The organism is Bradyrhizobium sp. LB8.2 (assembly GCF_040548035.1).
Lineage (GTDB): Bacteria > Pseudomonadota > Alphaproteobacteria > Rhizobiales > Xanthobacteraceae > Bradyrhizobium.
Map to the genome: position 1 here is coordinate 117,259 of NZ_JBEPQV010000011.1, position 24,006 is coordinate 141,264.

Consider the following 24,006-nt stretch of genomic DNA (forward strand, 5'->3'; position numbering starts at 1 on the left):
TTACGCAATGCGCATTATCAAACCGGGGAAGGGAGGCGTCAACTGCTTGCAAATTCGGCGGTATCGCGACAATTGACCGCGACGCATGGGCACGTTGCGGGGGAATAAACGGGCAGTCACGATTCCACTCGATGCATTCTGGTTGCCATTACGGCTGCATGTTAGGGCAGTCATGGCGACAACAATGTGATTGGTTTGACCTTTGCGGCGGACAATGGCTTGGTGCCATCGATCGCCCCTGAAGGTCCATCCAGAAAAAGAGCAAGATCAAGAGCATGGGAAACGCCTACGAAATCTACGCACTGCGCTATGCGACGATGTCGCCGCGCACCCCCAATATGAACTTCCTTGCGCCCGATCCGCATGACAGCGCGGCGCAGGATCTCGACTATTTCGTCTGGCTGATCCGCGGTGGCGGCCGCGACATCCTGGTCGATACCGGCTTCAATGCTGAGGAAGCGACCGCGCGGGCGCGCAAGCTGACGCTCAATCCGGTCGATGCACTGGAGCGCTTTGGTGTCGCGGCATCGAGCATTCGCGACATCATCGTCACACATCTGCATTACGACCACGCCGGCAATCTCGACCGCTTCCCGAACGCGCGCTTCCATCTCCAGGAGCGCGAGATGGCTTACGCGACGGGCCGCTGCATGTGCAACGGACTGCTGCGACATCCGTTCTCGGTCGAGCACGTCACGCAGATGGTCCGCCATGTCTATGGCGAGCGCGTCAATTTCTATTCCGGCGACGGCGAGGTCGCGCCCGGCGTCACTGTGCACCGCGTCGGCGGCCATTCGGACGGCTTGCAGGTGGTGAGGGTCGAGACCGCGCGCGGGCCAGTGGTGCTGGCGTCCGATGCCGCGCATTATTACGCCAACCTCCAGCGCCGGAGCCCTTTTCCGATCGTCTACAACATCGGCGACATGGCGCAGGGCTGGGAGATGATCGAGCGGCTCGCCGGCCATCCTGATCGATTCATCCCCGGCCACGACCCGATCGTGACGGAGATCTATCCGCGCGCCAGCGACAAGGTCGATGCCTGGGCGCTGCATTTGCCGCCGTCGCGGTCGTTTGCGAAGTGATCAATACGCCTGCTTGGCGTCGGCCTCTTCGCTGGTCTGGATCAGGTCGAGGCTCTGTTCGATCTTGCCGAGCAGCGCTGAGAATTGCTTGCGCTCCTCAGCGGTGAGGCAGGCGAGGATCTCGTCTTCCCGCCGCAGCAATTGCGGAAACAGCTCCTCGTAGAGCGTGCGCCCCTTCTTTGTCAGCTGCAGGCGGAATTCGCGGCGGTCGGCTTCGTTCTCGACGCGCTCGATCAACCCCTGGTGCAGCAGCATGGTCACCGCGCGGCTGATGGTGGATTTATGCGTGCGGGTGCATTGCGCAACGTACTGCGCGCTGCAGGCATCGTTGCGGAAGCCGAGCGTCGCGATCACGCGCCAGGCCGGGATATCGAGGCCGTGACGTTCCTGATATTCGACCGAAAGCGCGGCACTGACCTCCGCCGCGAGCCGGTTCAACCGGAACGGCGCGAACTTGAACAGGTCGAGCCGTGTTTGTGGAATGGGCAAAGCCTCCTCGGCCACCCGTGTCTTCAGCGCGATGTCGCTGGATGTCCTCGCCAAGGAGAGCGCTCCGAATTCCAGTTGACGGCCGGCCGGCACCGGTTCAAAATGGTTGCACGTGAGACTATCTAGCAGATCAGTCCTCTCCTGACCAGAGCCGAGGTTAGCGCATGGCGCAAGCCAAGACCCAGCAGGCCAAAACCCAGTTCGGCTATCGCCGCCACCCCGATCAGGATCGTCCCGGCCAAGGCCCGGCCGAGCATCCGGTCGTGATCGTTGGTGCTGGCCCGGTCGGGCTGTCGCTGGCGATCGACATCGCCCAGCGCGGCCAGCGCGTCGTCCTTCTGGATGACGCCGATCGTATCGGCGAAGGCTCGCGCGCGATCTGCTTCTCGAAACGTTCGCTGGAATATTGGGATCGGCTCGGCGTCGGCGACCGCATGGTCGAGAAGGGCGTGGTCTGGAGCGTCGGCCGCATCTTCCACGGCGAGTCCCAGCTCTACCAGTTCAACCTGCTGCCGGAAGACGGTCACAAGCGGCCTGCCTTCATCAACCTCCAGCAATATTACGCGGAGGCCTACCTGGCCGATCGCGTGCAGGACCTCCCGGGCATCGACCTGCGCTGGCGCAACAAGGTGACTGCGCTGGAGCAACGCAACGATTCCGTTGCGCTGACCATCGAGACGCCGGAAGGCAACTATTACCTGCACGCACAATATGTCATCGCCTGCGACGGCGCGCGCTCCTCGCTGCGGCAGATGGTCGGCGCCGACTTCGCCGGCCAGGTATTCGAGGATCAGTTCCTGATCGCCGACGTCAAGATGACCGCGGAATTTCCGACCGAGCGCTGGTTCTGGTTCGATCCGCCGTTTCATGCGGGGCGTTCGGCGCTGTTGCACCGACAGCCCGACGACGTCTGGCGCATCGACCTCCAGCTCAGCCGCGACGCCGATCCTCTCACCGAGAAGAAGCCCGAGAACGTGCGGCCGCGGATCGCGCGCATGCTCGGCCACGACAAGTTCGAGTTCGAGTGGATCTCGCTCTACAAATTCCAGTGCCGGCGGATGGACCGCTTCCTCCATGGCCGTGTGATTTTTGCGGGAGACTCCGCGCATCAGGTCTCGCCGTTCGGCGCGCGCGGCGCCAATTCCGGACTCGAGGACGCCGAAAACCTCGCCTGGAAGCTCGACCGTGTGCTGCGCGGGACCTCGCCCGCGAGCCTGCTCGAGAGCTATCATGTCGAGCGCAGTCTCGCTGCCGACGAGAACATCCGCGAATCCACCCGCTCGACCGATTTCATGGCGCCGAACACGCGCCAGGAGGCGCGGCTGCGCAAGGCGGCGCTGTCGCTGGCGAAAGAGACCGAGTTCGGCAAGCGCATGGTCAATGGCGGCAGGCTCTCGGTGCCGTGCAGCTATGACTCGCCGCTGTTGTCGCCCGATGCGGATGCGTGGCGTGGTGGACCGCTCCCCGGCTGTTCGATGCTCGATGCCCCCGTTGCGACGCGCGCTGGCGAGCAAGCCTATTTGACGGATGCATTCCGTCAGGGCGGAACGGATTTCACGTTGCTGTCGTTCAGCAATGGCGCGGCGATTGAGGCGCCTGTTGGTGTGAAGGACATCTGCATCGGCGGTGAGGACGGGCTCGCGGATCCGGCGGGGCTCACCGCAAAGCGCTATGATGCGGAACCAGGCTCAGCCTACCTACTAAGGCCGGACGGCTACGTTGCGGCGCGCTTCCGCCACCCGACGCGCGCTGGCGTCGCGGCAGCGCTGTCGCGGGCCCAAGGCTTCAATGAGCAAGGCTTGAATTGAGGATTCGCATGCCGCTTTCCACCAGCTCCAACTTTGCGCGGCCCGACGACGCCTTTCGCGCCATCGTCGAGGCGCATCGTGGCTTCACCGACGAGCAAAGCGCTGATTTCGACGCGGCGCTGGTGCTGATCCTCGCCAATCATATCGGCGATATCGAGGTGCTGCGGGACGCGATTTTGCTCGCCAAGCGGCGCATGATCGACGGCCAGCAGCAACAGCAACAACAGCAATAACGAATGTCCAAAGGAACGAATTAATGGCGAAGAACTTCGCGTCCACCGGCGATCTCTCCGAGAAGAAGATCACCTTTTCCGAGATCGGCACTGATCTCTACGCCTTTACGGCGGAGGGCGACCCGAATACGGCAATCATCCTCGGTGACGACGGCTGCCTGGTGTTCGACGCGCAATCGACGCCGGCGATGGCCAACAAGGTGATCGAGCGCGTCCGCACCGTCACCGACAAGCCGATCAAATATGTCGTGCTGTCGCATTATCACGCCGTGCGCGTACTCGGCGCCTCCGCCTACAAGGCGCAGGGCATCGTCGCTTCGCAGGAGACCCATCGGCTGATCGAGGAGCGCGGCCAGCAGGATTGGGATTCCGAATATGGCCGCTTCCCGCGCCTGTTCCAGGACGCCTCGAGCATTCCCGGCCTGACCTGGCCGACGCTGACCTTCGAAGGCGAGATGTCGATCTATCTCGGCAAGCGCGAGGTGCGGCTGATGCAGCTTGGCGCGGGCCACACCTCGGGCGACATCGTCGCCTGGGTGCCCGATGCCGAGGTGATGTTCTCCGGCGATCTCATCGAATATCACTCGGCCTGCTATTGCGGCGACGCGCATTTGCGCGAATGGCCGCTGACGCTGAACGAGATCCGCAACTTCAATCCCAAGGCGATCGCGCCGGGCCGCGGTGATGCGCTCAACGGGGTCGCCACAGTGCGCGAAGCCATCGCGATGACGCGTGACTTTGTCACATCGCTCTATGGCGCCGCGGAAATCTCGGTCGCCAAGGGCCGCACGCTGAAGGAATCGATGGCCGCGACGCGCGAGGTGATGGATCCGAAATTCCAGGGCTTCGCCATCTACGAGCACTGCCTGCCATTCAATGTATCGCGCGCCTTCGACGAGGCCTCGGGGATCGACGATCCCGTGATCTGGACCGACAAGCGCGACCAGGAGATGTGGGCCGCCCTGCAAGGAGGAGGATAGTCATGAACATCAATACCTCGCCCGATCAGATTGTTCGCAGCACCGCCCAGGTCACGCCGGGCTACATGTCCGGCTTCGGCAACAGCTTTGAGACCGAGGCGCTGCCGGGCGCCCTTCCGATCGGGCGCAACTCGCCGCAGCGCTGCGCCTATGGCCTCTATGCCGAGCAGTTGTCCGGCTCTCCCTTCACCGCGCCGCGCGGCACCAATGAGCGGTCATGGCTCTATCGCATTCGCCCGTCGGTGAAACATTCGGGCCGTTTCGAGAAGGCCGATGTCGGCCTGTGGCGTTCGGCGCCGTGCCATGAACACGATCTGCCGATCGCGCAGTTGCGCTGGGACCCGGCCCCGATCCCGAAGGAGGACATGACTTTCCTTCAGGGCGTGCAGACCATGACCACGGCCGGCGACGTCAACACCCAGGCCGGCATGGCCGCGCATATCTATCTCATTACCAAGTCGATGGTGGACCAGCACTTCTACAATGCGGACGGCGAGCTGATGTTCGTGCTGCAGCAGGGCAATCTGCGCATCGTCACCGAGTTCGGCCGCATCGACGCCGAGCCTGGCGAGATCGTGGTGATCCCGCGCGGCGTCAAATTCCGCGTCGAGATTCCGAACGGGCCGGCGCGCGGCTATCTCTGCGAAAACTACGGCGGCGCCTTCACGCTGCCGGAGCGCGGGCCGATCGGCGCGAATTGCCTCGCCAATGCGCGCGACTTCATGACGCCGGTCGCGCACTACGAGGACAAGGACACACCGACCGAGCTTTTTGTGAAATGGGGCGGCTCGTTGTTCAAGACCCAGCTTGCCCATTCGCCGATCGACGTGGTCGCCTGGCACGGCAATTACGCGCCCTACAAATACGATCTGCGCACCTTCTCTCCCGTAGGCGCGATCGGCTTCGATCATCCCGATCCCTCGATCTTCACCGTGCTGACCTCGCCGTCGGAGACGGCGGGCACGGCGAGTATCGATTTCGTGATCTTCCCCGAGCGCTGGCTGGTCGCCGACAACACCTTCCGCCCGCCCTGGTATCACATGAACATCATGAGCGAGTTCATGGGCTTGATCTTCGGGGTCTACGACGCCAAGCCGCAGGGTTTCGTTCCGGGTGGCATCTCGCTGCACAATTGCATGCTGCCGCACGGTCCCGACCGCGACGCCTTCGAGCACGCCAGCAACGGCGAATTGAAGCCGGTGAAGCTCACGGGCACCATGGCCTTCATGTTCGAGACCCGCTACCCGCAACGCGTCACCGCGCATGCGGCGAATGCCGCGACGTTGCAGGACGACTACGCGGATTGCTGGAAGGGCCTCGCGAAGCGGTTCGATCCGAACAGGCCGTAGCGCCGCGCCACCCACTCCGTCGTCATGCCCGGGCAGAAGCGCGAAGCGCGTCTTCGCGCTAGATGTCCCCCGCATCCACGTGTTGAAACGCAGAAGAAAGATCGTGGATGGCCGGGACAAGCCCGGCCATGACGGTCTCGAGTTCGGAGAATCCCGTGTCCCATCCCAACGACCCCAGCCTCCGCTCTTTCATCGACGTCGATCCCACCTCCGATTTTTCGATCCAGAATCTGCCTTACGGGGTGTTCTCGACCGCGGCCAATCCGACGCCGCGCGTCGGCGTGGCGATCGGCAATTGCGTGCTTGATCTCTGGGAGATCGAGCAGGATTCGCGCCTCGATGTCGGGCCGCTTGGCGTGTTCTCGACGTCGTCGCTCAATCCCTTCATGGCGCTGGGACCGAAGGTCTGGACGAAGACGCGCGCGCGGGTCAGCGAGCTTTTGCGTCACGATAATCCGGAGCTGCGCGACAATGAGGAGCTGCGCAAGCAGGCCTTGGTGCCGATGCGTGATGCAAAACTGCATCTGCCGTTCGCGGTCTCGGGCTACACCGACTTCTATTCCTCGAAAGAGCACGCCACCAATGTCGGCGTCATGTTCCGCGGCAAGGACAATGCGCTGCAGCCGAACTGGCTCCATATGCCGATCGGCTATAACGGGCGCGCCTCCACCGTCGTGGTCTCCGGCACCAAGGTGAAGCGCCCGCGCGGGCAGCTGAAGCCGCCGAACGTCGAGGTGCCGAGCTTCGCCCCGTGCAAGCGGCTCGATTTTGAGCTGGAGATGGGCGCCGTGGTCGGCCAGCCCTCGCCGATGGGTGGCATGCTTAACGAGCAACAGGCCGAGGAGATGATTTTTGGTTTCGTGCTGCTCAACGACTGGAGCGCGCGCGACATCCAGCAATGGGAATATGTGCCGCTCGGTCCGTTCCTCGCCAAGGCGTTCGCGACCTCGATCAGCCCGTGGGTGGTGACGCGCGAGGCGCTGGAGCCGTTCCGGCTGAAGGGGCCCGAGCAGGAGCCGGCGCCGCTCGATTATCTCAAGCAGGATAAGCCGCAGAACTACGATCTCGAGCTCGACGTCTCCTTGCGCGCCGCCGGCGCCAACGCGCCTGCCGGCATCAGTCGCACCAACTTCAAGTACATGTACTGGTCCTCGGTGCAGCAACTGATGCACCACGCCTCCTCCGGCTGCGCCATGAATGTCGGAGATCTCCTGGGGAGCGGCACGATCTCCGGCCCGGAGAAAAACCAGCGCGGCAGTCTTCTGGAGATCTCTTGGAACGGCACCGAGCCGGTTGAATTGCCGGGTGGCATCAAGCGGTCGTTCCTGGTAGACGGCGACAGCCTCGTCATGCGCGGCTGGTGCCAGGGCGAGGGCTATCGCGTCGGTTTTGGCGAGGTCGAGGGGACAGTTTTGGTGGCGGAATAAGTTGCGCCATCCCATAAACCCGTCATTGCGAGCGTAGCGAAGCAATCCAGAATCTTTCCGCGGAGAGAATTCTGGATTGCTTCGTCGCAAGGGCTCCTCGCAATGACGGCGTGAAGAGAGCCTATCGCCTCTCAGCCGGTACGTCTTTGACTCTCGCGCAATGCGCGGCGACATCCTCCTGGCTGTACTTCAAATGCACCCGCTTGTCCGACGGCGCCTGCTTCGTCGTGCACACGCCCGGTCGCCATTCCTGCGTTGGCCTTATCGGGCGCGGCGCAAAACCGCCACCGCAGTTCGGGCAGACGTTGGAGAGTTTCGTCTCCACGCAGTCCGCACAGAACGTGCACTCATAGGAGCAGATCCGCGCATCGGTCGCGTTCGGCGGCAGGTCGCGGTCGCAATATTCGCAGTTCGGTCGAAGCTGGAGGGCCATGGCTGAGTCTCCGCAGGTCGGCCGGGATCATCGCAGATCGCGCGCGCAGCGCGAATGCCGGATTTCCCTCGATTTCAGCCGGGTTTGATTTCCTTCAGCGGCAGACGCGTGCTCTCCTTCAACCTGTCGAGCACGATCGAGGAGCGCACATGCGCTACACTCTGGTGCGGCATCAGCACGTCGTTGACGAGATTGGAGAGACCCTTGAGATCGCGCAGCACGGCTTTCAGTACATAGTCGGCGTCGCCGGTGAGCGAATAGGCCTCCTGGATCTCGTCGATTCGATTGACCAGCGTGCGGAAGCGTTTCGAGTTATCCGGCGAGTGGGTCGCCAGCGTCACCTGGATGAAGGCGATCACGCCGAAGCCGAGCGCCTCGCTGGAGAGATCGGCGTGATAGCCTGATATCACCTTCTCCTCCTCCAGCCGCATCCGCCGGCGCGAGCATTGCGAGGCCGAGAGCCCTGCGAGGTCCGCCAGTTCCTGGTTGGTGAGGCGGCCGTCGTCCTGGAGCGCGCCCAGGATCCTGAGGTCGAAGGCGTCTACCGAAATCATGCGTAATTTTTCTATTTCATGCACAGATCGTGCATATGATAGTCAAAACGCGCCCCGTTTGCACGCTCATTGCACGCCCCGTGAAGGATAGTTCATGGCAGCAGCAAATTTGGGAGAGCGCCATGGGACCGTTTCCGCACGATGCACCGCCGGCCACTGTTACCGCCGACAATCCGATGGGCACCGACGGGTTCGAGTTCGTCGAATATGCGCACCCCAATCCCGAAGAGCTGCACGCCCTGTTCAAGCTGATGGGCTATGCGCCCGTCGCGCGCCACAAGAGCAAAAAGATAACGGTCTATCGCCAGGGGGACATCAATTATCTTGTCAACGAGGAGCCCGGCAGCCACGGTTACGACTTTGTCGCCGCACACGGCCCCTGTGCCCCGTCGATGGCGTTCCGCGTGGTCGATGCGAAGAAGGCCTATGACCGCGCGATTTCGCTCGGGGCCGAACCTGCCGACGCGTCATCCGCGCAGAAGACGCTCGACGTCCCCGCGATCAAGGGCATCGGCGGCAGCCTGCTCTACTTCGTCGATCGCTACGGCGCCACGGGTTCGGCCTATGACAGCGAGTTCGAATGGCTGGGTGCGCGCGATCCGCAGCCGGTAGGCGCCGGCCTGTTCTACCTCGATCACCTCACCCACAACGTCCATCGCGGCCGCATGGACGTCTGGACCGGCTTTTACGAGAAGCTCTTCAACTTCCGCCAGATCCGCTTCTTCGACATCGAGGGCCGTGCGTCAGGCCTGTTCTCGCGCGCGCTGACCAGCCCCGACGGCAAGATCCGAATTCCGATCAACGAGGACGCCGGCGATGCCGGCCAGATCGAGGAATATCTGAATATCTACCGCGGCGAGGGCATCCAGCACATCGCCTGCGGCTGCCGCGACATCTACCGCACCATCGAAGGCCTACGCGAAGCCGGCCTGCCTTTCATGCCGGCGCCGCCCGTGACCTATTTCGAGCGGATCGACGCGCGCCTGCCGAAGCACGGCGAGGACATTGCGCGGCTTCAGACCAATGGCATCCTGATCGACGGCGAGGGTGTCGTCGAAGGCGGCCAGACCAAGGTGCTGCTGCAGATCTTCTCGGCCAACGCGATCGGCCCGATCTTCTTCGAGTTCATCCAGCGCAAGGGCGACGACGGTTTTGGCGAGGGCAATTTCAAGGCCCTGTTCGAATCGATCGAGGAAGACCAGATCCGGCGCGGGGTGTTGAAGGTGGATGCGGCGTAGGCTGTCGCATCCCAACAGATGTTGTCCCGGCCTTCGCCGGGACGACATCGGAATTTGACGCAACCGCGGCCCTTATTTCTCAGCCTTCCACGCCTTCGTCACCGCGCCGATCTCCGCCCCTTCCGGCTCGCGCACCGCCGACGGCGTCCGCGAGAACCGCGGCGCCGGCGCCGGCTGCTTCACGCCGTGGCGCTCGACAAAGACCTGTCGGGCGACCATGTGCGGATGCTCGGTCGCTTCCGACATGGTCAGCACCGGCGCGAAACAGATGTCGCTGCCTTCCATGATCTTGCACCAGTCCTCACGCGTCTTGCTCTTGAACACCGCCTGCAACTTCTGCTTCAGCGCGGGCCAGGCCTTGCGGTCCATCTGCGCATCGAAATCGGCGTCTGTCAGGCCCGCATGCTCGCGCAGCAGCGCGTAGAACTGCGGCTCGATCGAGCCGATCGAGACGAAATGGCCGCAAGCGCATTCGTAGACGCCGTAGAAATGCGCGCCGCCATCGAGAAAATTCTGGTTGCGGCCTTCGGTCCAGCGGCCGAGCGTGGTCATGTCGAAGAAGAACGACATCAGCGATGCCGCGCCGTCGCACATCGCGGCATCGACGACCTGGCCCTTGCCGGACCTCGAGGCATCCAGCAGCGCCGCAAGCACGCCGACGACGAGATAGAGTGCGCCGCCCCCGAAATCGCCGACCAAATTGAGGGGCGGCACCGGCGCTTCCTTGGTGCCGATCGCGGCGAGCGCGCCGGTGATGGAGATGTAGTTGATGTCGTGGCCTGCGGCATTGGCGAGCGGGCCCTGCTGGCCCCAGCCGGTCATGCGGCCGTAGACCAGTTTTGGATTGCGCGCGAGCACAATGTCGGGGCCGAGCCCGAGCCGCTCCATCACGCCGGGGCGAAATCCCTCGACCAGCGCGTCGGCGTTTGCAAGCAGGTCGAGCACTTCCGCGATGGCCGCCTTGTCCTTGAGATCGAGCTCGATCACCTTGCGGCCGCGCCCCGCCACCGACTTCATGCTCTTCTTCGCGCCGACGCGGTCGAGGGTGACGACGTCGGCGCCCATGTCGGCCAGCATCATGCAGGCGAACGGTCCGGGGCCGATGCCCGCGAATTCGACGATGCGGAAGCCCGACAGCGGGCCAGAGGTGCGGACGGAAGAGGTGGGGGCTGGTTGATCGAGCACGTTTTTGTTTCCTCGGATCCAAGGCGCGTATTGCCGATGGTCGGCGAGCGCCGAGGCGTTCTCTGTGGGGCGAGTTAATTGGCTGATTAACTTTTCTCGCCTTCACGCCGGTGAGGCAAGCGGTTTTCATGCCGCGTGGCCAAAATAAAAACGGCGCGCACCGAAGTGCGCGCCGCGGAAAATTTGCGTCGAGGCGCTATCAGCCGGCCGCAGCCACCGCGCGTTGCGCCATCACCTTGATCAAGTTGGCGCGGTACTCGGCGGTGCCGTGGATGTCGGCCAGCAAATTGCTCGCCGAAATGCTGACGCTGTCGATCGCCGAAGGTGACCAGTTCGCCTTCAGCGCTGCTTCGATCGCGGGGACCCGCATCACGCCGCTCTCCGAAGCGCCTGTGGCGGCCACCCGAATCTCGCCCGACTTCGTCTGTGCCACGAACACGGCGGTCAGTGCGAAGCGGGAGGCCGGGTGCCGCATCTTTTCGTAGCCTGCCTTCGCCGGAACCGGGAACGACACGGCGGTGATGATCTCGCCGTCTTCCAGCGCCGTGGTGAACAGACCCTGGAAGAAATCCTCCGCCGCAATCGACCGCTTGTTGGTTTTCACGGTGGCGCCGAGCGCGAGCAGCGCGGCCGGATAATCCGCGGCGGGATCGTTGTTGGCGATCGAGCCGCCGATCGTGCCGCGATAGCGTACGGCGGGATCACCGAGCATCGACGTGAGATAGGCAATCGCAGGGATCGCCTTCTTCACATCGGCATTCTGCATGATGTCGAAATAGGTCGTGCCGGCCTTGATGGTCAGCACGTCGCCTAAGAGCTCGACGCCTTGCAGCTCCTTGATCTTGCCGAGATCGATCACGTCGGACGGGCTGGCGAGGCGCTGCTTCATGACCGGCAGCAGCGTCTGGCCGCCGGCGAGGAATTTCGCCTCGGTGCTCTTGGCGAACAGGCTGACGGCTTCGTCAACCGAGGACGCGCGATGATAAATGGTCTGGTACATCTTCGTTCCTCTCCCTTAAGCCGCGTGGATCGTGCGCCACACCCGGTCAGGGGTTGCGGGCATTTCCAGATTGTTCTTGCCGATCGCATCCGTGATCGCATTGATCACGGCCGCGGAGGCGCCGATCGCGCCGGCCTCACCGCAACCCTTGATGCCCAAGGGATTGCCCGGGCACAGCGTCGTGGTGTGGGAGAGGTTGAACGAGGGCAAATCGTCGGCACGCGGCATGGAGTAATCCATGAACGAGGCCGTGACCGGCTGGCCGTTGGCATCGTAGATCGCGTGCTCGAGCAGTGCCTGCCCAATGCCCTGGGCCAGGCCGCCATGGACCTGTCCCTCGACGATCATCGGATTGATCAGCCGGCCGAAATCGTCGGCCGCGACGAAGTTGACGAAGGTGGTCTTGCCCGTGCCGGGATCGACTTCGAGCTCGCAGATGTACGCCCCGGCGGGGAAGGTGAAGTTGGTCGGGTCGTAGAAGGCGCTTTCCTTCAAGCCCGGCTCCATTCCGTCAGGCAGGTTGTGCGCGGTGTAGGCCGCGAGCGCGACCATCGGGAAGGCGATCGCCTTGTCGGTACCGGCCACCTTGAACTCGCCGTTCTCGATGACGATGTCGCCCTCCGAGGCTTCCAGCGCATGCGCGGCGATCTTCTTGGCCTTGGACTCCATCTTCTCCATGGCCTTCAGGATCGCGGTGAGACCGACGGCTGCCGAACGCGAGCCGTAGGTGCCCATGCCGAACTGCACCTTGTCGGTATCGCCATGGACGATCGAGACCTGGCTGATCGGAACGCCGAGGCGCTCCGCGACGAGCTGGCAGAACGTCGTTTCGTGACCCTGGCCGTGGCTGTGCGATCCCGTGAGGACCTCGATGGTACCGACCGGGTTGACGCGCACCTCGGCCGATTCCCACAAGCCGACGCCGGCACCGAGACTGCCGACCGCCTTGGACGGCGCGATGCCGCAAGCCTCGATGTAGCAGGACACGCCGATGCCGCGCAGCTTGCCGTCGGCTTTCGCCTTGGCCTTGCGCCCGGCGAAGCCGGCATAATCGATCGCCTTCATCGCGGCATCGAGCGAGGCGTTAAAGTCGCCGGCGTCATAGGCCATGATGACCGGCGTCTGGTGCGGGAACTGGGTGATGAAGTTCAACCTGCGCAGCGCGGCCGGATCGACCTTCAATTGCCGCGCCGCCGTCTCCATCAGACGTTCGATCAGATAGCTCGCCTCGGGGCGGCCTGCGCCGCGATAGGCGTCGACCGGCGTGGTGTTGGTGTAAACCCCGACCACCTCGGCATGGATCGCCGGGATGTTGTACTGACCCGACAGCAGCGTCGCGTAGAGATAGGTCGGCACCGACGACGAGAACAGAGACATATAGGCGCCGAAATTGGCGTAGGTCTTCACCTTGAGGCCGGTGATCTTGTTGTTGGCGTCGAACGCCATCTCGGCATGGGTGACGTGGTCGCGGCCATGCGCATCGGTGAGGAAGGCCTCGGTGCGGTCGCCGGTCCATTTCACGGGACGGCCGACCTTCTTCGAGGCCCACAGCGCCACCATCTCTTCGGGATAGATGAAGATCTTGGAGCCGAAGCCGCCGCCGACGTCGGGCGCGATCACGCGCAGCTTGTGCTCAGGGGCGATGTTGTAGAACGCCGACAGCACGAGGCGGGCCACGTGCGGGTTCTGCGACGTCGTGTAGAGCGTGAAATGCTCCTCCGCCGAATCGTAATCGGCAATGGCCGCGCGCGGCTCCATCGCGTTCGGCGCAAGGCGGTTGTTGGTGACGTCGAGCTTCACCACGTTGGCGGCCTTGGCGATGGCGGCGTCCGCGGCGCCCTCGTCGCCGATCACCCAGTCATAGACTTGGTTGCCGGGGGCTTCGGGATGCAGCTGCGGCGCGCCGGACTTGATCGCGGCGTGGACGTCGGCGACCGCGGGCAGTTCTTCGTAGTTCACGACCACGGCTTCGGCCGCGTCGCGCGCGAGGTTCTTGCTCTCGGCGATCACGACTGCGACGGCCTGGCCGACGAAACGCACCGTCTCCGGCGCCATCGCGGGCCATGCGCCCATCTTCATCGGGCTGCCGTCCTTGGAGGTGATGGCCCAGCCGCAGATCAGGTTGCCGACCTTGTCGTCGACGATCTCTTGTCCCGTGAGCACCGCGACCACGCCCGGCATCTTCAGGGCGGCGGAGGAATCGATCCCCTTCACCTTGGCATGCGCGTGCGGGCTGCGGATGAAATGGGCGTGGGTCATGCCCTGCAATTTGATGTCGTCGACGTAGCGGCCCTTGCCGGTAATGAAACGCTTGTCTTCCTTGCGCACGACGCGCGCGCCAATGCCTTCAACACCCATGTTTGGTCCTCCCGACCGGAATTTGTTTTCACCGCGCTTTCCCTCGAAAGCGGCAGCGGTGGTTCTTATTTCGAGGCGCGCCGCTTACTCGGCCGCCTGCGAGACCTTCATGCGCCCGGCCGCATCCAGCACGGCTTTGACGATGTTGTGATAGCCGGTGCAGCGGCAGATATTGCCTTCGAGCTCGTGACGGACGGTGGTCTCGTCGAGCTCGCCACCATGACGATGCACGATGTCGATCGCCGACATGATCATGCCCGGCGTGCAATAGCCGCATTGCAGGCCGTGATTGTCGCGGAACGCGGCCTGCATCGGGTGCAGTTCGTCGCCTTTGGCGATGCCTTCGATGGTGGTGACGCTGGCGCCGTCGGCTTGGCCCGCCAGCATGGTGCAGGATTTCACCGCCTTGCCGTCCACGTGGACGACGCAGGCGCCGCACTGGCTGGTGTCGCAGCCGACATGGGTTCCGGTGAGGTTGAGGTGTTCGCGCAGCAGCTGGACCAGCAGCGTGCGGTCCTCGACGTCGACAGCAACGGCCTTGCCGTTCACCGTCAGTTTGACTGTAGACACGGTTGAAGTCCTCCCGGGATTGATTTTGATTGTTTCCAATTAGAGACAGCGACCCGGAACTTTGCAACTAGGATTTTTGGTCGCCTTCGTCATGGAAAAGTCATTGATCCAGACGGGCCTGCGTTGATTTGGGGGAAGAGTCGACGGGATCCGGAACGCCGCGCCGGGCCGACGTGGGATGCCAGCCTCTATATCCCCATGCGGGCCGCCTTGGCCGGTTGAGCCGAAAATCTGCGGGGCGCGCCGAATTTACCGCCCCTTATCGATTCTGCCTTAGTTTTGCGCAGCCAGGTCAGGGGGCGGGGCGCCACCGGATCGCGGCTGAACAGAAAATGGGGGTAGGAATGTCCGGGCGTATCGCGTCGTCCTCGAAGCGCACTATAATGCCGACCCTCAGGTTCCGGGCCAAGATCATTCTGGGTTTTGCCGCCGTGCTGGTGATCTCCGCCGGCAGCATGGCCTTCTCGTATTTTGGCTTCGAGCGGGTCTCGTCCGGGGTCGGGTCCTACCGCGCCAGCGTCACCGAGGCCGATCTCGCCCGTAATATCGACCGCGAGCTGCTCGCCTATCGCTCGGCCGTCAAATATTTCGTCGTCACCGGCAAGGAGGACGACGCCAAGGCGGCGCTGGACACCGAGGCCAACCTCAAGAACGCCATCGACCAGGCCACCAGGAGCGCCAAGAGGCCGGCGCGCCAGGAAAGCCTGGGCAAGCTCGCCAAGGAGTTTTCCAACTTCTCCGCGACCTTCGCAAAGGTCCTTCAGGCCAAGCGTGACAGCGCGCTGCTGGTGCAGAACCAGCTTACGCGCAACGCCAACCTCCTGAAATACAAGCTCGACGACATCGGCAACAACGCCTCCGATTCCGAGGCGCAGTCGATCGAGTTCGGCACCAAGCAGGTCAACGCCCAGTTCCAGACCGCGAACGCGGCGGCGACCAATTTCGTGCTGACGTCCGAGCAGGCGATTGCGACCAGCGCGCTGGCGCGGCTGAAATTCGTCGAGAACTCGCTCGGCGCGGTCTATTCCATGGACGACAAGATCGTCGCCGGCCTGAAGGAGGCCAAGGCGCTGTTAGGGGCCTATCGCGAAGCGCTGGAGAAGCTGATCGCCAACGCCAAGATGGTCGACGATCTCGTCACCGAGATGAGCGGCTCGGCCGGAGCGATCCTTCAGGGTGCCACCGCCATGAAGGCGGACCTCGTCGCCGAACAGCAGCGGCTGGAATCCGAATCGGAAGCGACCATCGGGAAGACCGAGCAACTGGTGCTGATGCTGGCCATCGGCGGCACGCTGCTCGGCGCGGTCCTCGCCTTCCTGCTCGGCACCGGCATTTCGCGTCCGATGATCGCGATGTGCAAGGCGATGCGCGAGCTTGCCTCGGGTAATTTCGACGTCGTGCTGCCGGGCCTGGGCCGCAAGGACGAGGTCGGCGAGATGGCCGGCGCGGTCGAGGAGTTCAAGGTGCAGGCCGTGGCCAAGGCCGAGCGCGACGCCGCCGCGAGCGAAGTCCAGAACAGGGAGCAGGCCGCAAGCCGCCGTTCCGAGCTGATTCGTTTCGCCGACGATTTCGAGAGCGCGGTCGGCGCCATCGTCTCCAACGTCTCGGCCTCCGCCGTGCAGCTGGAATCGGCGGCCTCGACGTTGACCCGCACCGCCGAGACCACGCAGAGCCTGTCGAGCCAGGTCGCCGACGTCTCCGAGCAGGCCTCCAGCAACATGCAGTCGGTCGCGACCGCGACGGAAGAGCTCTCGGCCTCGGTCGAAGAGATCGGCCGCCAGGTGCGCGATTCCAGCCGCATTGCCGAAGCTGCCGTGGTGCAGGCGAAGGAGACCGATGGTCGCATCGGCAAGCTCTCGCACGCCGCCCAGCAGATCGGCGAGGTCGTCAAGCTCATCACGGCGATTGCCGAGCAGACCAACCTTCTGGCGCTCAATGCCACCATCGAGGCGGCACGCGCCGGTGAAGCCGGCCGCGGCTTTGCAGTTGTCGCCAGCGAAGTGAAGTCGCTCGCGAGCCAGACCGCGAAGGCCACCGACGAGATCTCCTCGCACATCACGGGCATGCAGGGCGCGACTGCCGAATCGGTTGCGGCGATCAAGGAGATCGGCGCCACCATCGGCCAGATCTCGTCGATCTCGACGTCGATTGCGAGCGCAGTCGAGCAGCAGGGCGCGGCGACGCAAGAAATCGCGCGCAGCGTCCAGACCGTCGCACAGGGCACCCAGACCGCCGCCACCGACATCGGTCAGGTCAATCGCGGCGCCGCCGAGACCGGCTCGGCCTCGGAAGAGGTGCTGCACTCGGCCAAGACGCTGTCATCCGAAAGCACCCGGTTGCGCGCCGAGCTCGACCGCTTCATGGGGAATATCCGGGCGGCGTAGGCAGTCGCTTTTCCAATGTCGTCCTGGCGAAGCCAGACCCATTATTCAGCGAAGAGTTGCGGCGCGTGGCCGGTAACCCCGCGTCTTCGTCAAACCGCTCCGACGAGGGGAGTGATCATATGAAGACACCCCCGCGTCACCTAACCGCTAGTTGCGGCGCCACAAATTTACCGCCGCTTATCCTTTGCCCCGTAACGTGCAGAAGAGTCAGGAAGCGGGCTGCTTCCGGGCTGCGCCTGGTTTTCCGCGAATGGAATGGGGTGGGGGAATGCCCGTCAAGTCGAAGCCGAACACATCGAAGCTGCTCACCCTGCGCTTTCGCGCAAAAATCATCCTTGGCTTCGTGGCGGTGCTCGCCATCCTCGCCGTCAGCATGGCTTTCGCCTATTTCGGCTTCGAGCGGATCCAGGCCGCCGTGGCCTCCTACCGCGCCAGCGTGGCGGAAGCGGACCTTGCACGGACGGTCGATCGCGAGCTGATCAGCTACCAGGGGCTGGCGCGGGCTTATGCGCTGACCGGCGCGGCGGATGACGAGACCGCGGCCAAGGCCGCCGAACAAAATCTGAAGGCGGCGATCGCCAAGTCGACGGCCGCGACCACGGGCGCGGCGCGCCGTGAGCAGGTCGGCAGGCTCGAAGCCGAGTTCCAGCGTTTTACGAAGGTGTTCAGCGAGATCATCACGTTGACACGCGAGAACAACAAGATCGCGGCCGATGAGCTCAACAGCGTCGGCAATAAGATCCGCTTCAAGTTCGACGATCTCGCCGACACCGCCGCGCTGGCGGGGCTTGCATCCGTTCAGACCACGGCCAAGGACATCACATCGCAATACCTTGCGGTCTCTACCTCGGTCGGCGCCTTCGTCGCCAAGCCGGAGCCGAAGAGCGCCGACGGCGTGACCGCCCGCATCAAGTTTCTGGAGACCCTGCTGGTCTCGATCTATGCCAACGAGCAGAAGATCACCGACCGCGTCACCGAGATCGGCAATCTCCTGAAGCAGTACCGCACCTCGTTCGGAAAGCTGACCGAGAATGTGAAGGTCATCGTCAAGTCGAACGGGGAGATGACCAAGACGGCGGCGGCCATCCTGAAACTCTCGGGCGAGCTGCGGTCGGACCTCTCAGCCGATCAGCAGCGCATCGAGGAGAGCGCCAATGCCACCATCGGCGACACCGAGCGGACGATGCTGATGATGGCGCTCGGCGGCCTCGCCATTGGCGCCGTGTTGGCCTGGATGCTGGGCAATGGCATTTCGCGTCCGATGATCGCGATGTGCAAGGCGATGCGCGAGCTTGCCTCGGGTAATTTCGACGTCGTGCTGCCGGGCCTGGGCCGCAAGGACGAGATCGGCGAGATGGCCGGCGCGGTCGAGGAGTTCAAGATGCAGGCCGTGGCCAAGGCCGAGCGCGATGCCGCCGCGAGCGAAGTCCAGAACAGGGAGCAGGCCGCAAGCCGCCGTTCCGAGCTGATTCGCTTCGCCGACGATTTCGAGAGCGCGGTCGGCGCCATCGTCTCCAACGTCTCGGCTTCCGCCGTACAGCTGGAATCGGCGGCCTCGACGCTGACCCGCACCGCCGAGACCACGCAGAGCCTGTCGAGCCAGGTCGCCGACGTCTCCGAGCAGGCCTCCAGCAACATGCAGTCGGTCGCGACCGCGACGGAAGAGCTTTCGGCCTCGGTCGAAGAGATCGGCCGCCAGGTCCGCGATTCCAGCCGCATTGCCGAAGCTGCCGTGGTGCAGGCGAAAGAGACCGACGGTCGCATCGGCAAGCTCTCGCACGCCGCCCAGCAGATCGGGGAGGTCGTCAAGCTCATCACGGCGATTGCCGAGCAGACCAACCTTCTGGCGCTCAATGCCACCATCGAGGCGGCACGCGCCGGTGAAGCCGGCCGCGGCTTTGCAGTTGTCGCCAGCGAAGTGAAGTCGCTCGCGAGCCAGACCGCGAAGGCCACCGACGAGATCTCCTCGCACATCACGGGTATGCAGGGCGCGACTGCCGAATCGGTTGCGGCGATCAAGGAGATCGGCGCCACCATCGGCCAGATCTCGTCGATCTCGACGTCGATTGCGAGCGCAGTCGAGCAGCAGGGCGCGGCGACGCAAGAAATCGCGCGCAGCGTCCAGACCGTCGCACAGGGCACCCAGACCGCCGCCACCGACATCGGTCAGGTCAATCGCGGCGCCGCCGAGACCGGCTCGGCCTCGGAAGAGGTGCTGCACTCGGCCAAGACGCTGTCATCCGAAAGCACCCGGTTGCGCGCCGAGCTCGACCGCTTCATGGGGAATATCCGGGCGGCGTAGGGCTTCGTTACGGCAGAGCGAGCGGCGCGCTTTCCGCGCTCACTCCCTCCCGAATACCCGCTTCAGCTCCACCTTTGCTCGCTCCAGCCGCGTGCGCTGCGTCTGCGGCAGCGTCTTGCCAGCGCGGTTGATGTAGAACGTCAGCATCGACAGCGCCGAGCGATAGGCGCCGGTCTTGCGGCGCGCGCTGTGCTCGGCCGAGCGTTTCAGCGAAGTCGCGATCTTCTTCGCGCTTGTCAGCTTGAACACGCCGTGTTTGAGGTCGAGCGCGTCGCTCTCCTTCGTCACCCGCTGTGACCAGCGCTTCGGTGAGGCGCGTTTGGTGCCCTTGCGCGCCGCTGTTTTGCGAGAATGTGTCTTCCTTCTGACATGAGCCATGCGCCAACTCCTTGCGGCTCCACCGAAAACCAGCGGCGCGAACGGTCGTTCCAAGGGAACCTGCCCTCGCCGCAGACGTTGTCGCAGGTGGCAGGCGGAATGCCGCACCCCTTTGATCGGATCGACCGCGTCCACCTCCCGTGCCGGGGCGTCCATTGGTCAGATGCAACAACGCGATGGAATTGCAGCGAAGCGCAGCGCCGAATGATGGACCTGTGGTCTCCACGGCGGCTGCGGTCGATCGCATCATCGAGACCAGCATTCCCTCGCGACTCGACGCGCTGCCGTGGAGCGGCTTTCACACGCGCGTCGTGCTCGCGCTCGGCATCACCTGGATTCTGGATGGCCTCGAGGTGACGCTGGCCGGCGCGCTCTCCGGCGCGCTGAAGCAGAGTCCCACGATGCGTTTCTCCAATCTCGATCTCGGCGTTGCCAATTCCGCCTATCTTGCGGGTGCTGTGCTCGGCGCGCTCGGTTTCGGCTGGCTGACCGACCGCATCGGCCGCAAGAAGCTGTTCTTCATCACGCTTGCGCTCTATCTCTCGGCAACGGCCGCGACGGCTCTGTCATGGAACGTCGCGAGCTATGCGCTGTTTCGCTTCCTCACCGGCGCGGGCATCGGCGGCGAATACACCGCGATCAATTCGACCATCCAGGAACTGGTACCGGCGCGCTATCGCGGCTGGACCGATCTCGTCATCAATGGCAGCTTCTGGATCGGTGCTGCCATGGGCGCGGTGGCGGCCATCGTGCTGCTCGATCCCGCTGTGATCGGTCCCGATCTCGGCTGGCGTCTTGCTTATCTCATCGGCGCGGCCATCGGTCTCGTCGTGCTCTTGATGCGGATGTGGATTCCGGAGAGTCCGCGCTGGCTGATGATCCACGGTCATCCCGACCGGGCCCACAAGATCGTCGACGAGATCGAGCGCTCGGTGATCGGGCGCGACCAGGATACGAGCGACGGGCGCTTCACCAAGATCCGGCTGAAGATGCGCGATCACACGCCGATCCGGGAGGTCGTGCACACGCTGTTCTCGGTCTATCGCCAGCGGGCGATGGTCGGCCTCGTGCTGATGATCGCGCAGGCCTTCTTCTACAATGCCATCTTCTTCACCTTCGCGCTGGTGCTGACCGATTTTTACGGGATCAGCGCCGATCATGTCGGCTGGTATCTGCTCCCCTTCGCCGCCGGCAATTTCCTTGGTCCGCTGCTGCTCGGCCGGCTGTTCGATACGCTCGGCCGCCGCATCATGATCATGTTCACCTATGGCGCGTCGGGCCTGTTGCTGGCGCTGTCCGGCTATCTGTTTTCGATCGGCGCGCTGAGCGCACAGGGACAGACTATCGCCTGGATGGTGATCTTCTTCTTTGCCTCGCCCGCAGCGAGCGCCGCTTATCTCACAGTCAGCGAGACGTTCCCCCTGGAGGTCCGCGCGCTGGCGATCGCGGTCTTCTACGCGGTCGGCACCGGCATAGGCGGCGTGATCGGCCCCGCGCTATTCGGCGCGCTGATCGACACGGGATCACGCACCAGCGTGTTCGCCGGCTATTTGCTGGGGTCATTCCTGATGATCGCGGCCGCGATCGTGGCATGGCGCTATGCCGTCTCAGCGGAACGCAAATCGCTCGAAGAAATCGCGCGGCCGCTTGCATCTATGGAGTAGACTATGAAATCGGAACTGGCTGAACTGGATCAAAAGCGCACCATGGTCGACATTGAAGCGCCCGATGCGGTGCCGGTGCCTCACGCACTCGTGCCGCATCTCAACGAGACAGCGATTCTGCTCGACATCGACGGGACGCTGCTCGACCTGATGCCGACGCCGCGTGAGGTGTGGGTGCCGCCAAGCCTGTCGGAAACGCTGAACCGGCTGACGGAGCGCACGTCGGGCGCGCTGGCGATGGTCAGCGGCCGTTCGCTCAACGACATCGATCTGATCTTCGCGCCCGATGTATTTCGCGCCGTCGCCGGCCACGGCGCGGAGATGCGGCTTTCGGTGGATAACGAAGCCGATGCCGTCAGCGCGCCGCCGCTGGACAAGGAGTTGAAGCGGCGGCTCGCAGCGGTTGCCAAGCTCAGTCCCGGCATTCTGCTCGAGGACAAGGGTTATTCGCTGGCGCTGCACTACCGCCTCGCGCCGCATGCGGAGAAAGCGATCTATGAATCCGTTTCGCTGATCCGCGCCGATCTGCCCAATGCGCCGATCGAGGTGCTGCCGGGCAAGTTCGTCTGCGAGATCAAGCATTCCGGTTTCACCAAGGCGACCGGCGTGCGCGAGTTGATGACGCACGAGCCATTCAAGGGGCGCCGCCCGATCTTCATCGGCGACGACGTCACCGACGAGACCGTGTTCGCGATCATGCCCGACATGAACGGGCTCTCGTTCTCGGTGGGCCGCCGCGCCATCGGCGTCGACGGCCATTTCGATGCGCCGAACGATGTGCGCACATTCCTCGCGCGTCTGCTCGACGACACAAGATTGGAATAAGGCACCGACATCTCGAAGCCACATTTGGGCGCTCGCAATGGTTCCGGTGCGCGCGCTATTCGTGCTGCATGTCCCGGCCACCAAACCGGTTTTTGTTGAACGAAATCGGCATGTTCCCATCAGGAAAAACTGGTTCCAATGCGCGCGCCTGATTTTGGTTTCAATCCGAAGAAATGATGATCAGGAACCATATTGATGAACGGCAGTTAAATAGGGTGGAATGAACAGGAGGGGACGACCTGTGAACTTAATCGTCGTTTCAAATCGTGTTGCGCGCGGCAAACCTAACGAGCCGATGACGGGCGGGCTCGCGGCTGCGTTGCTTCCGGTCGTTGAGAATTCAGGCGCAATCTGGGTGGGTTCCTCAGGTCGCGTGCGGGATGGCCATCAAAAGGAACCGTTTGCCGAGATTGAAGCACTGGGTTCGGGTGCGATCGCAACGCTGGATCTGCCGGCGGCGCATTATGGCGGCTATTACGAAGGCTTTGCCAACTCAGCCTTGTGGCCGGCGCTGCACTCGCGCAGCGACCTGATCCGCGTCTCGCGTGATGACTATGTGAGCTATCGCGAGGTCAACGCCTTCATGGCGCGCGCCTTGATGCGCTTCCGGAAAGCACAAACGGCGTTCTGGGTGCAGGACTATCATTTCCTCGCGCTCGGCGCGGAACTGCGCCATCTCGGCGTCGATGACCCGATCGGCTTCTTCCTGCACACGCCGTGGCCGGTCGCCGCGGTGATGCAGGGCGTGCCCAATCATCGCGAGCTGATCACGGCGATGCTGGCCTACGATCTGCTCGGCTTCCAGACCAATGACGATTGCCAGAATTTTCTCGGCTATGTGGCGGGCGAACTGGGCCTCGTTGTCGAGGACGGGGTCGCGATTTCGCAGTATGGCCGAACTCGTTGCGAAGTCTTTCCGATCGGCATCGATGCCGAGAAGTTCGCGCAATACGCGGCGAAGTCGGTTTCGCATCCGGACGTGTCGCGGCTGCGCCGCAGCCTCAACGGCGAGCGGCTGGCAATCGGCGTCGACCGGCTCGACTATTCCAAGGGCCTCGTCAACCGCATCAGCGCATTCGACCGGCTCTGGACCGAGCATCCGCAGTTTGCGCGCAGCATCTCGCTGTTGCAGATCGCAAATCCCTCGCGCGGTGCGATCGAGGCCTATGGCAATCTCCAGAGCGAGGTCGCGCGTCTCGTGTCCGACGTGAACGGGCGCCACGGCGAGGCCGACTGGACACCGATCCGCTATCTCAACAAGGGATTTAGCCAGGCCGTGCTCTCGGGTCTCTACCGCACCGCGCAGATCGGCGTGGTGACGCCGCTGCATGACGGCATGAATCTGGTGGCCAAGGAATACGTCGCCGCGCAAAATCCGGCCGATCCCGGCGTGCTGGTGCTGTCGAAATTCGCCGGCGCGGCCAACGAACTCGACACTGCCCTCCTGGTCAATCCGCACGACATCGACGGCATGGCGCGCGCGATCGCGGTCGCGGCCGCGATGCCGCTCACCGAGCGCAAGATGCGCTGGGAAGCGATGATGAAGAAGCTGCGCGGCCACACCATCCAGCGATGGTCGGCGGATTTTGTCGCCCAGCTGGAGAAGTGCCGGACCGAAAAGGCCGCGGTGGCGCCGCTCGAAGCACAGCCGCCTCAGGCGTTGCGCTGGCTGAAGTCCGCGATCTCAGGTGTGCGGTTGATTTAGCTCTTGCTCGCCCGATTCTTATGGGAAGGGCCGAGGTGAGTG

General features: G+C 63.7%; 20 protein-coding genes. 12 read left to right on the forward strand and 8 right to left on the reverse strand.

Annotated features, from left to right (window positions below; all coding sequences use genetic code 11):
* Positions 1–275: 275 nt before the first annotated feature.
* Complete coding sequence (locus ABIB06_RS16035) at positions 276–1,082, forward strand: N-acyl homoserine lactonase family protein (protein WP_247345089.1); 807 nt, start codon at positions 276–278, stop codon at positions 1,080–1,082.
* On the opposite strand, the gene ABIB06_RS16040 is transcribed toward ABIB06_RS16035, so the two are convergent.
* On the reverse strand, positions 1,083–1,625 hold the full coding sequence (locus ABIB06_RS16040) for a MarR family winged helix-turn-helix transcriptional regulator (RefSeq protein ID WP_354049692.1): 543 nt from the start codon (positions 1,623–1,625) through the stop codon (positions 1,083–1,085). It lies immediately after the preceding gene.
* A 110-nt stretch (positions 1,626–1,735) separates the two neighbouring features.
* Between ABIB06_RS16040 and ABIB06_RS16045 the strand changes: the two genes are divergently transcribed.
* The 5 genes from ABIB06_RS16045 (at position 1,736) to fahA (ending at position 7,368) form a co-directional block, all read left to right on the forward strand.
* A complete protein-coding gene (locus ABIB06_RS16045) occupies positions 1,736–3,379 on the forward strand; it encodes an FAD-dependent oxidoreductase (protein WP_354049691.1) in 1,644 nt (547 codons plus the stop codon).
* 8 nt (positions 3,380–3,387) lie between these two features.
* Entirely contained in the window at positions 3,388–3,612 is a 225-nt protein-coding gene (locus ABIB06_RS16050) for a DUF2783 domain-containing protein (protein WP_354049690.1), read from the forward strand.
* Positions 3,613–3,635: 23 nt separating this feature from the next.
* Positions 3,636–4,592, forward strand: coding sequence for an MBL fold metallo-hydrolase (locus ABIB06_RS16055; protein ID WP_354049689.1), 957 nt, complete (start codon positions 3,636–3,638; stop codon positions 4,590–4,592).
* 2 nt (positions 4,593–4,594) lie between these two features.
* Positions 4,595–5,941 carry a homogentisate 1,2-dioxygenase gene (gene hmgA, locus ABIB06_RS16060; RefSeq protein ID WP_354069144.1) on the forward strand — a complete coding sequence of 449 codons (1,347 nt, stop codon included), beginning with the start codon at positions 4,595–4,597 and terminating at the stop codon, positions 5,939–5,941.
* A 155-nt stretch (positions 5,942–6,096) separates the two neighbouring features.
* Positions 6,097–7,368: a fumarylacetoacetase gene (gene fahA, locus ABIB06_RS16065; protein WP_354049687.1), complete on the forward strand. Its 1,272-nt coding sequence runs from the start codon at positions 6,097–6,099 to the stop codon at positions 7,366–7,368.
* A 121-nt stretch (positions 7,369–7,489) separates the two neighbouring features.
* Here fahA and ABIB06_RS16070 read toward each other — a convergent pair whose 3' ends face one another.
* Both ABIB06_RS16070 and ABIB06_RS16075 read right to left on the reverse strand, forming a co-directional pair.
* Positions 7,490–7,801 carry a DUF1272 domain-containing protein gene (locus ABIB06_RS16070; protein ID WP_247345067.1) on the reverse strand — a complete coding sequence of 104 codons (312 nt, stop codon included), beginning with the start codon at positions 7,799–7,801 and terminating at the stop codon, positions 7,490–7,492.
* Positions 7,802–7,875: 74 nt separating this feature from the next.
* Positions 7,876–8,355, reverse strand: a complete 480-nt coding sequence (locus ABIB06_RS16075) for an Lrp/AsnC family transcriptional regulator (RefSeq protein ID WP_247345064.1) — start codon at positions 8,353–8,355, stop codon at positions 7,876–7,878.
* A 122-nt stretch (positions 8,356–8,477) separates the two neighbouring features.
* Between ABIB06_RS16075 and hppD the strand changes: the two genes are divergently transcribed.
* Positions 8,478–9,593: a 4-hydroxyphenylpyruvate dioxygenase gene (gene hppD, locus ABIB06_RS16080; RefSeq protein WP_247345061.1), complete on the forward strand. Its 1,116-nt coding sequence runs from the start codon at positions 8,478–8,480 to the stop codon at positions 9,591–9,593.
* 72 nt (positions 9,594–9,665) lie between these two features.
* On the opposite strand, the gene ABIB06_RS16085 is transcribed toward hppD, so the two are convergent.
* The 4 genes from ABIB06_RS16085 to ABIB06_RS16100 form a co-directional block, all read right to left on the reverse strand.
* Positions 9,666–10,778 (reverse strand): CaiB/BaiF CoA transferase family protein, encoded by a 1,113-nt coding sequence (locus ABIB06_RS16085; protein ID WP_247345058.1) that lies wholly within the window; start codon positions 10,776–10,778, stop codon positions 9,666–9,668.
* Positions 10,779–10,977: 199 nt separating this feature from the next.
* Positions 10,978–11,778, reverse strand: coding sequence for an FAD binding domain-containing protein (locus tag ABIB06_RS16090; protein ID WP_247345055.1), 801 nt, complete (start codon positions 11,776–11,778; stop codon positions 10,978–10,980).
* Positions 11,779–11,793: 15 nt separating this feature from the next.
* Positions 11,794–14,136: a xanthine dehydrogenase family protein molybdopterin-binding subunit gene (locus ABIB06_RS16095; protein WP_247345052.1), complete on the reverse strand. Its 2,343-nt coding sequence runs from the start codon at positions 14,134–14,136 to the stop codon at positions 11,794–11,796.
* 84 nt (positions 14,137–14,220) lie between these two features.
* Complete coding sequence (locus tag ABIB06_RS16100; protein ID WP_247345050.1) at positions 14,221–14,706, reverse strand: (2Fe-2S)-binding protein; 486 nt, start codon at positions 14,704–14,706, stop codon at positions 14,221–14,223.
* A 344-nt stretch (positions 14,707–15,050) separates the two neighbouring features.
* Between ABIB06_RS16100 and ABIB06_RS16105 the strand changes: the two genes are divergently transcribed.
* Positions 15,051–17,090, forward strand: coding sequence for a methyl-accepting chemotaxis protein (locus ABIB06_RS16105; protein WP_247345047.1), 2,040 nt, complete (start codon positions 15,051–15,053; stop codon positions 17,088–17,090).
* A gap of 268 nt (positions 17,091–17,358) precedes the next feature.
* Positions 17,359–19,392, forward strand: a complete 2,034-nt coding sequence (locus ABIB06_RS16110) for a methyl-accepting chemotaxis protein (RefSeq protein WP_247444613.1) — start codon at positions 17,359–17,361, stop codon at positions 19,390–19,392.
* A 39-nt stretch (positions 19,393–19,431) separates the two neighbouring features.
* On the opposite strand, the gene ABIB06_RS16115 is transcribed toward ABIB06_RS16110, so the two are convergent.
* A complete protein-coding gene (locus ABIB06_RS16115) occupies positions 19,432–19,770 on the reverse strand; it encodes a DUF3175 domain-containing protein (RefSeq protein ID WP_247345211.1) in 339 nt (112 codons plus the stop codon).
* Positions 19,771–19,946: 176 nt separating this feature from the next.
* Between ABIB06_RS16115 and ABIB06_RS16120 the strand changes: the two genes are divergently transcribed.
* The 3 genes from ABIB06_RS16120 (at position 19,947) to ABIB06_RS16130 (ending at position 23,964) form a co-directional block, all read left to right on the forward strand.
* Complete coding sequence (locus tag ABIB06_RS16120; RefSeq protein ID WP_247345044.1) at positions 19,947–21,434, forward strand: MFS transporter; 1,488 nt, start codon at positions 19,947–19,949, stop codon at positions 21,432–21,434.
* Between the two features lie 3 nt (positions 21,435–21,437).
* On the forward strand, positions 21,438–22,259 hold the full coding sequence (otsB, locus tag ABIB06_RS16125; protein ID WP_247345041.1) for a trehalose-phosphatase: 822 nt from the start codon (positions 21,438–21,440) through the stop codon (positions 22,257–22,259).
* 241 nt (positions 22,260–22,500) lie between these two features.
* Positions 22,501–23,964 carry a trehalose-6-phosphate synthase gene (locus ABIB06_RS16130; protein ID WP_247345037.1) on the forward strand — a complete coding sequence of 488 codons (1,464 nt, stop codon included), beginning with the start codon at positions 22,501–22,503 and terminating at the stop codon, positions 23,962–23,964.
* Positions 23,965–24,006: the final 42 nt, after the last annotated feature.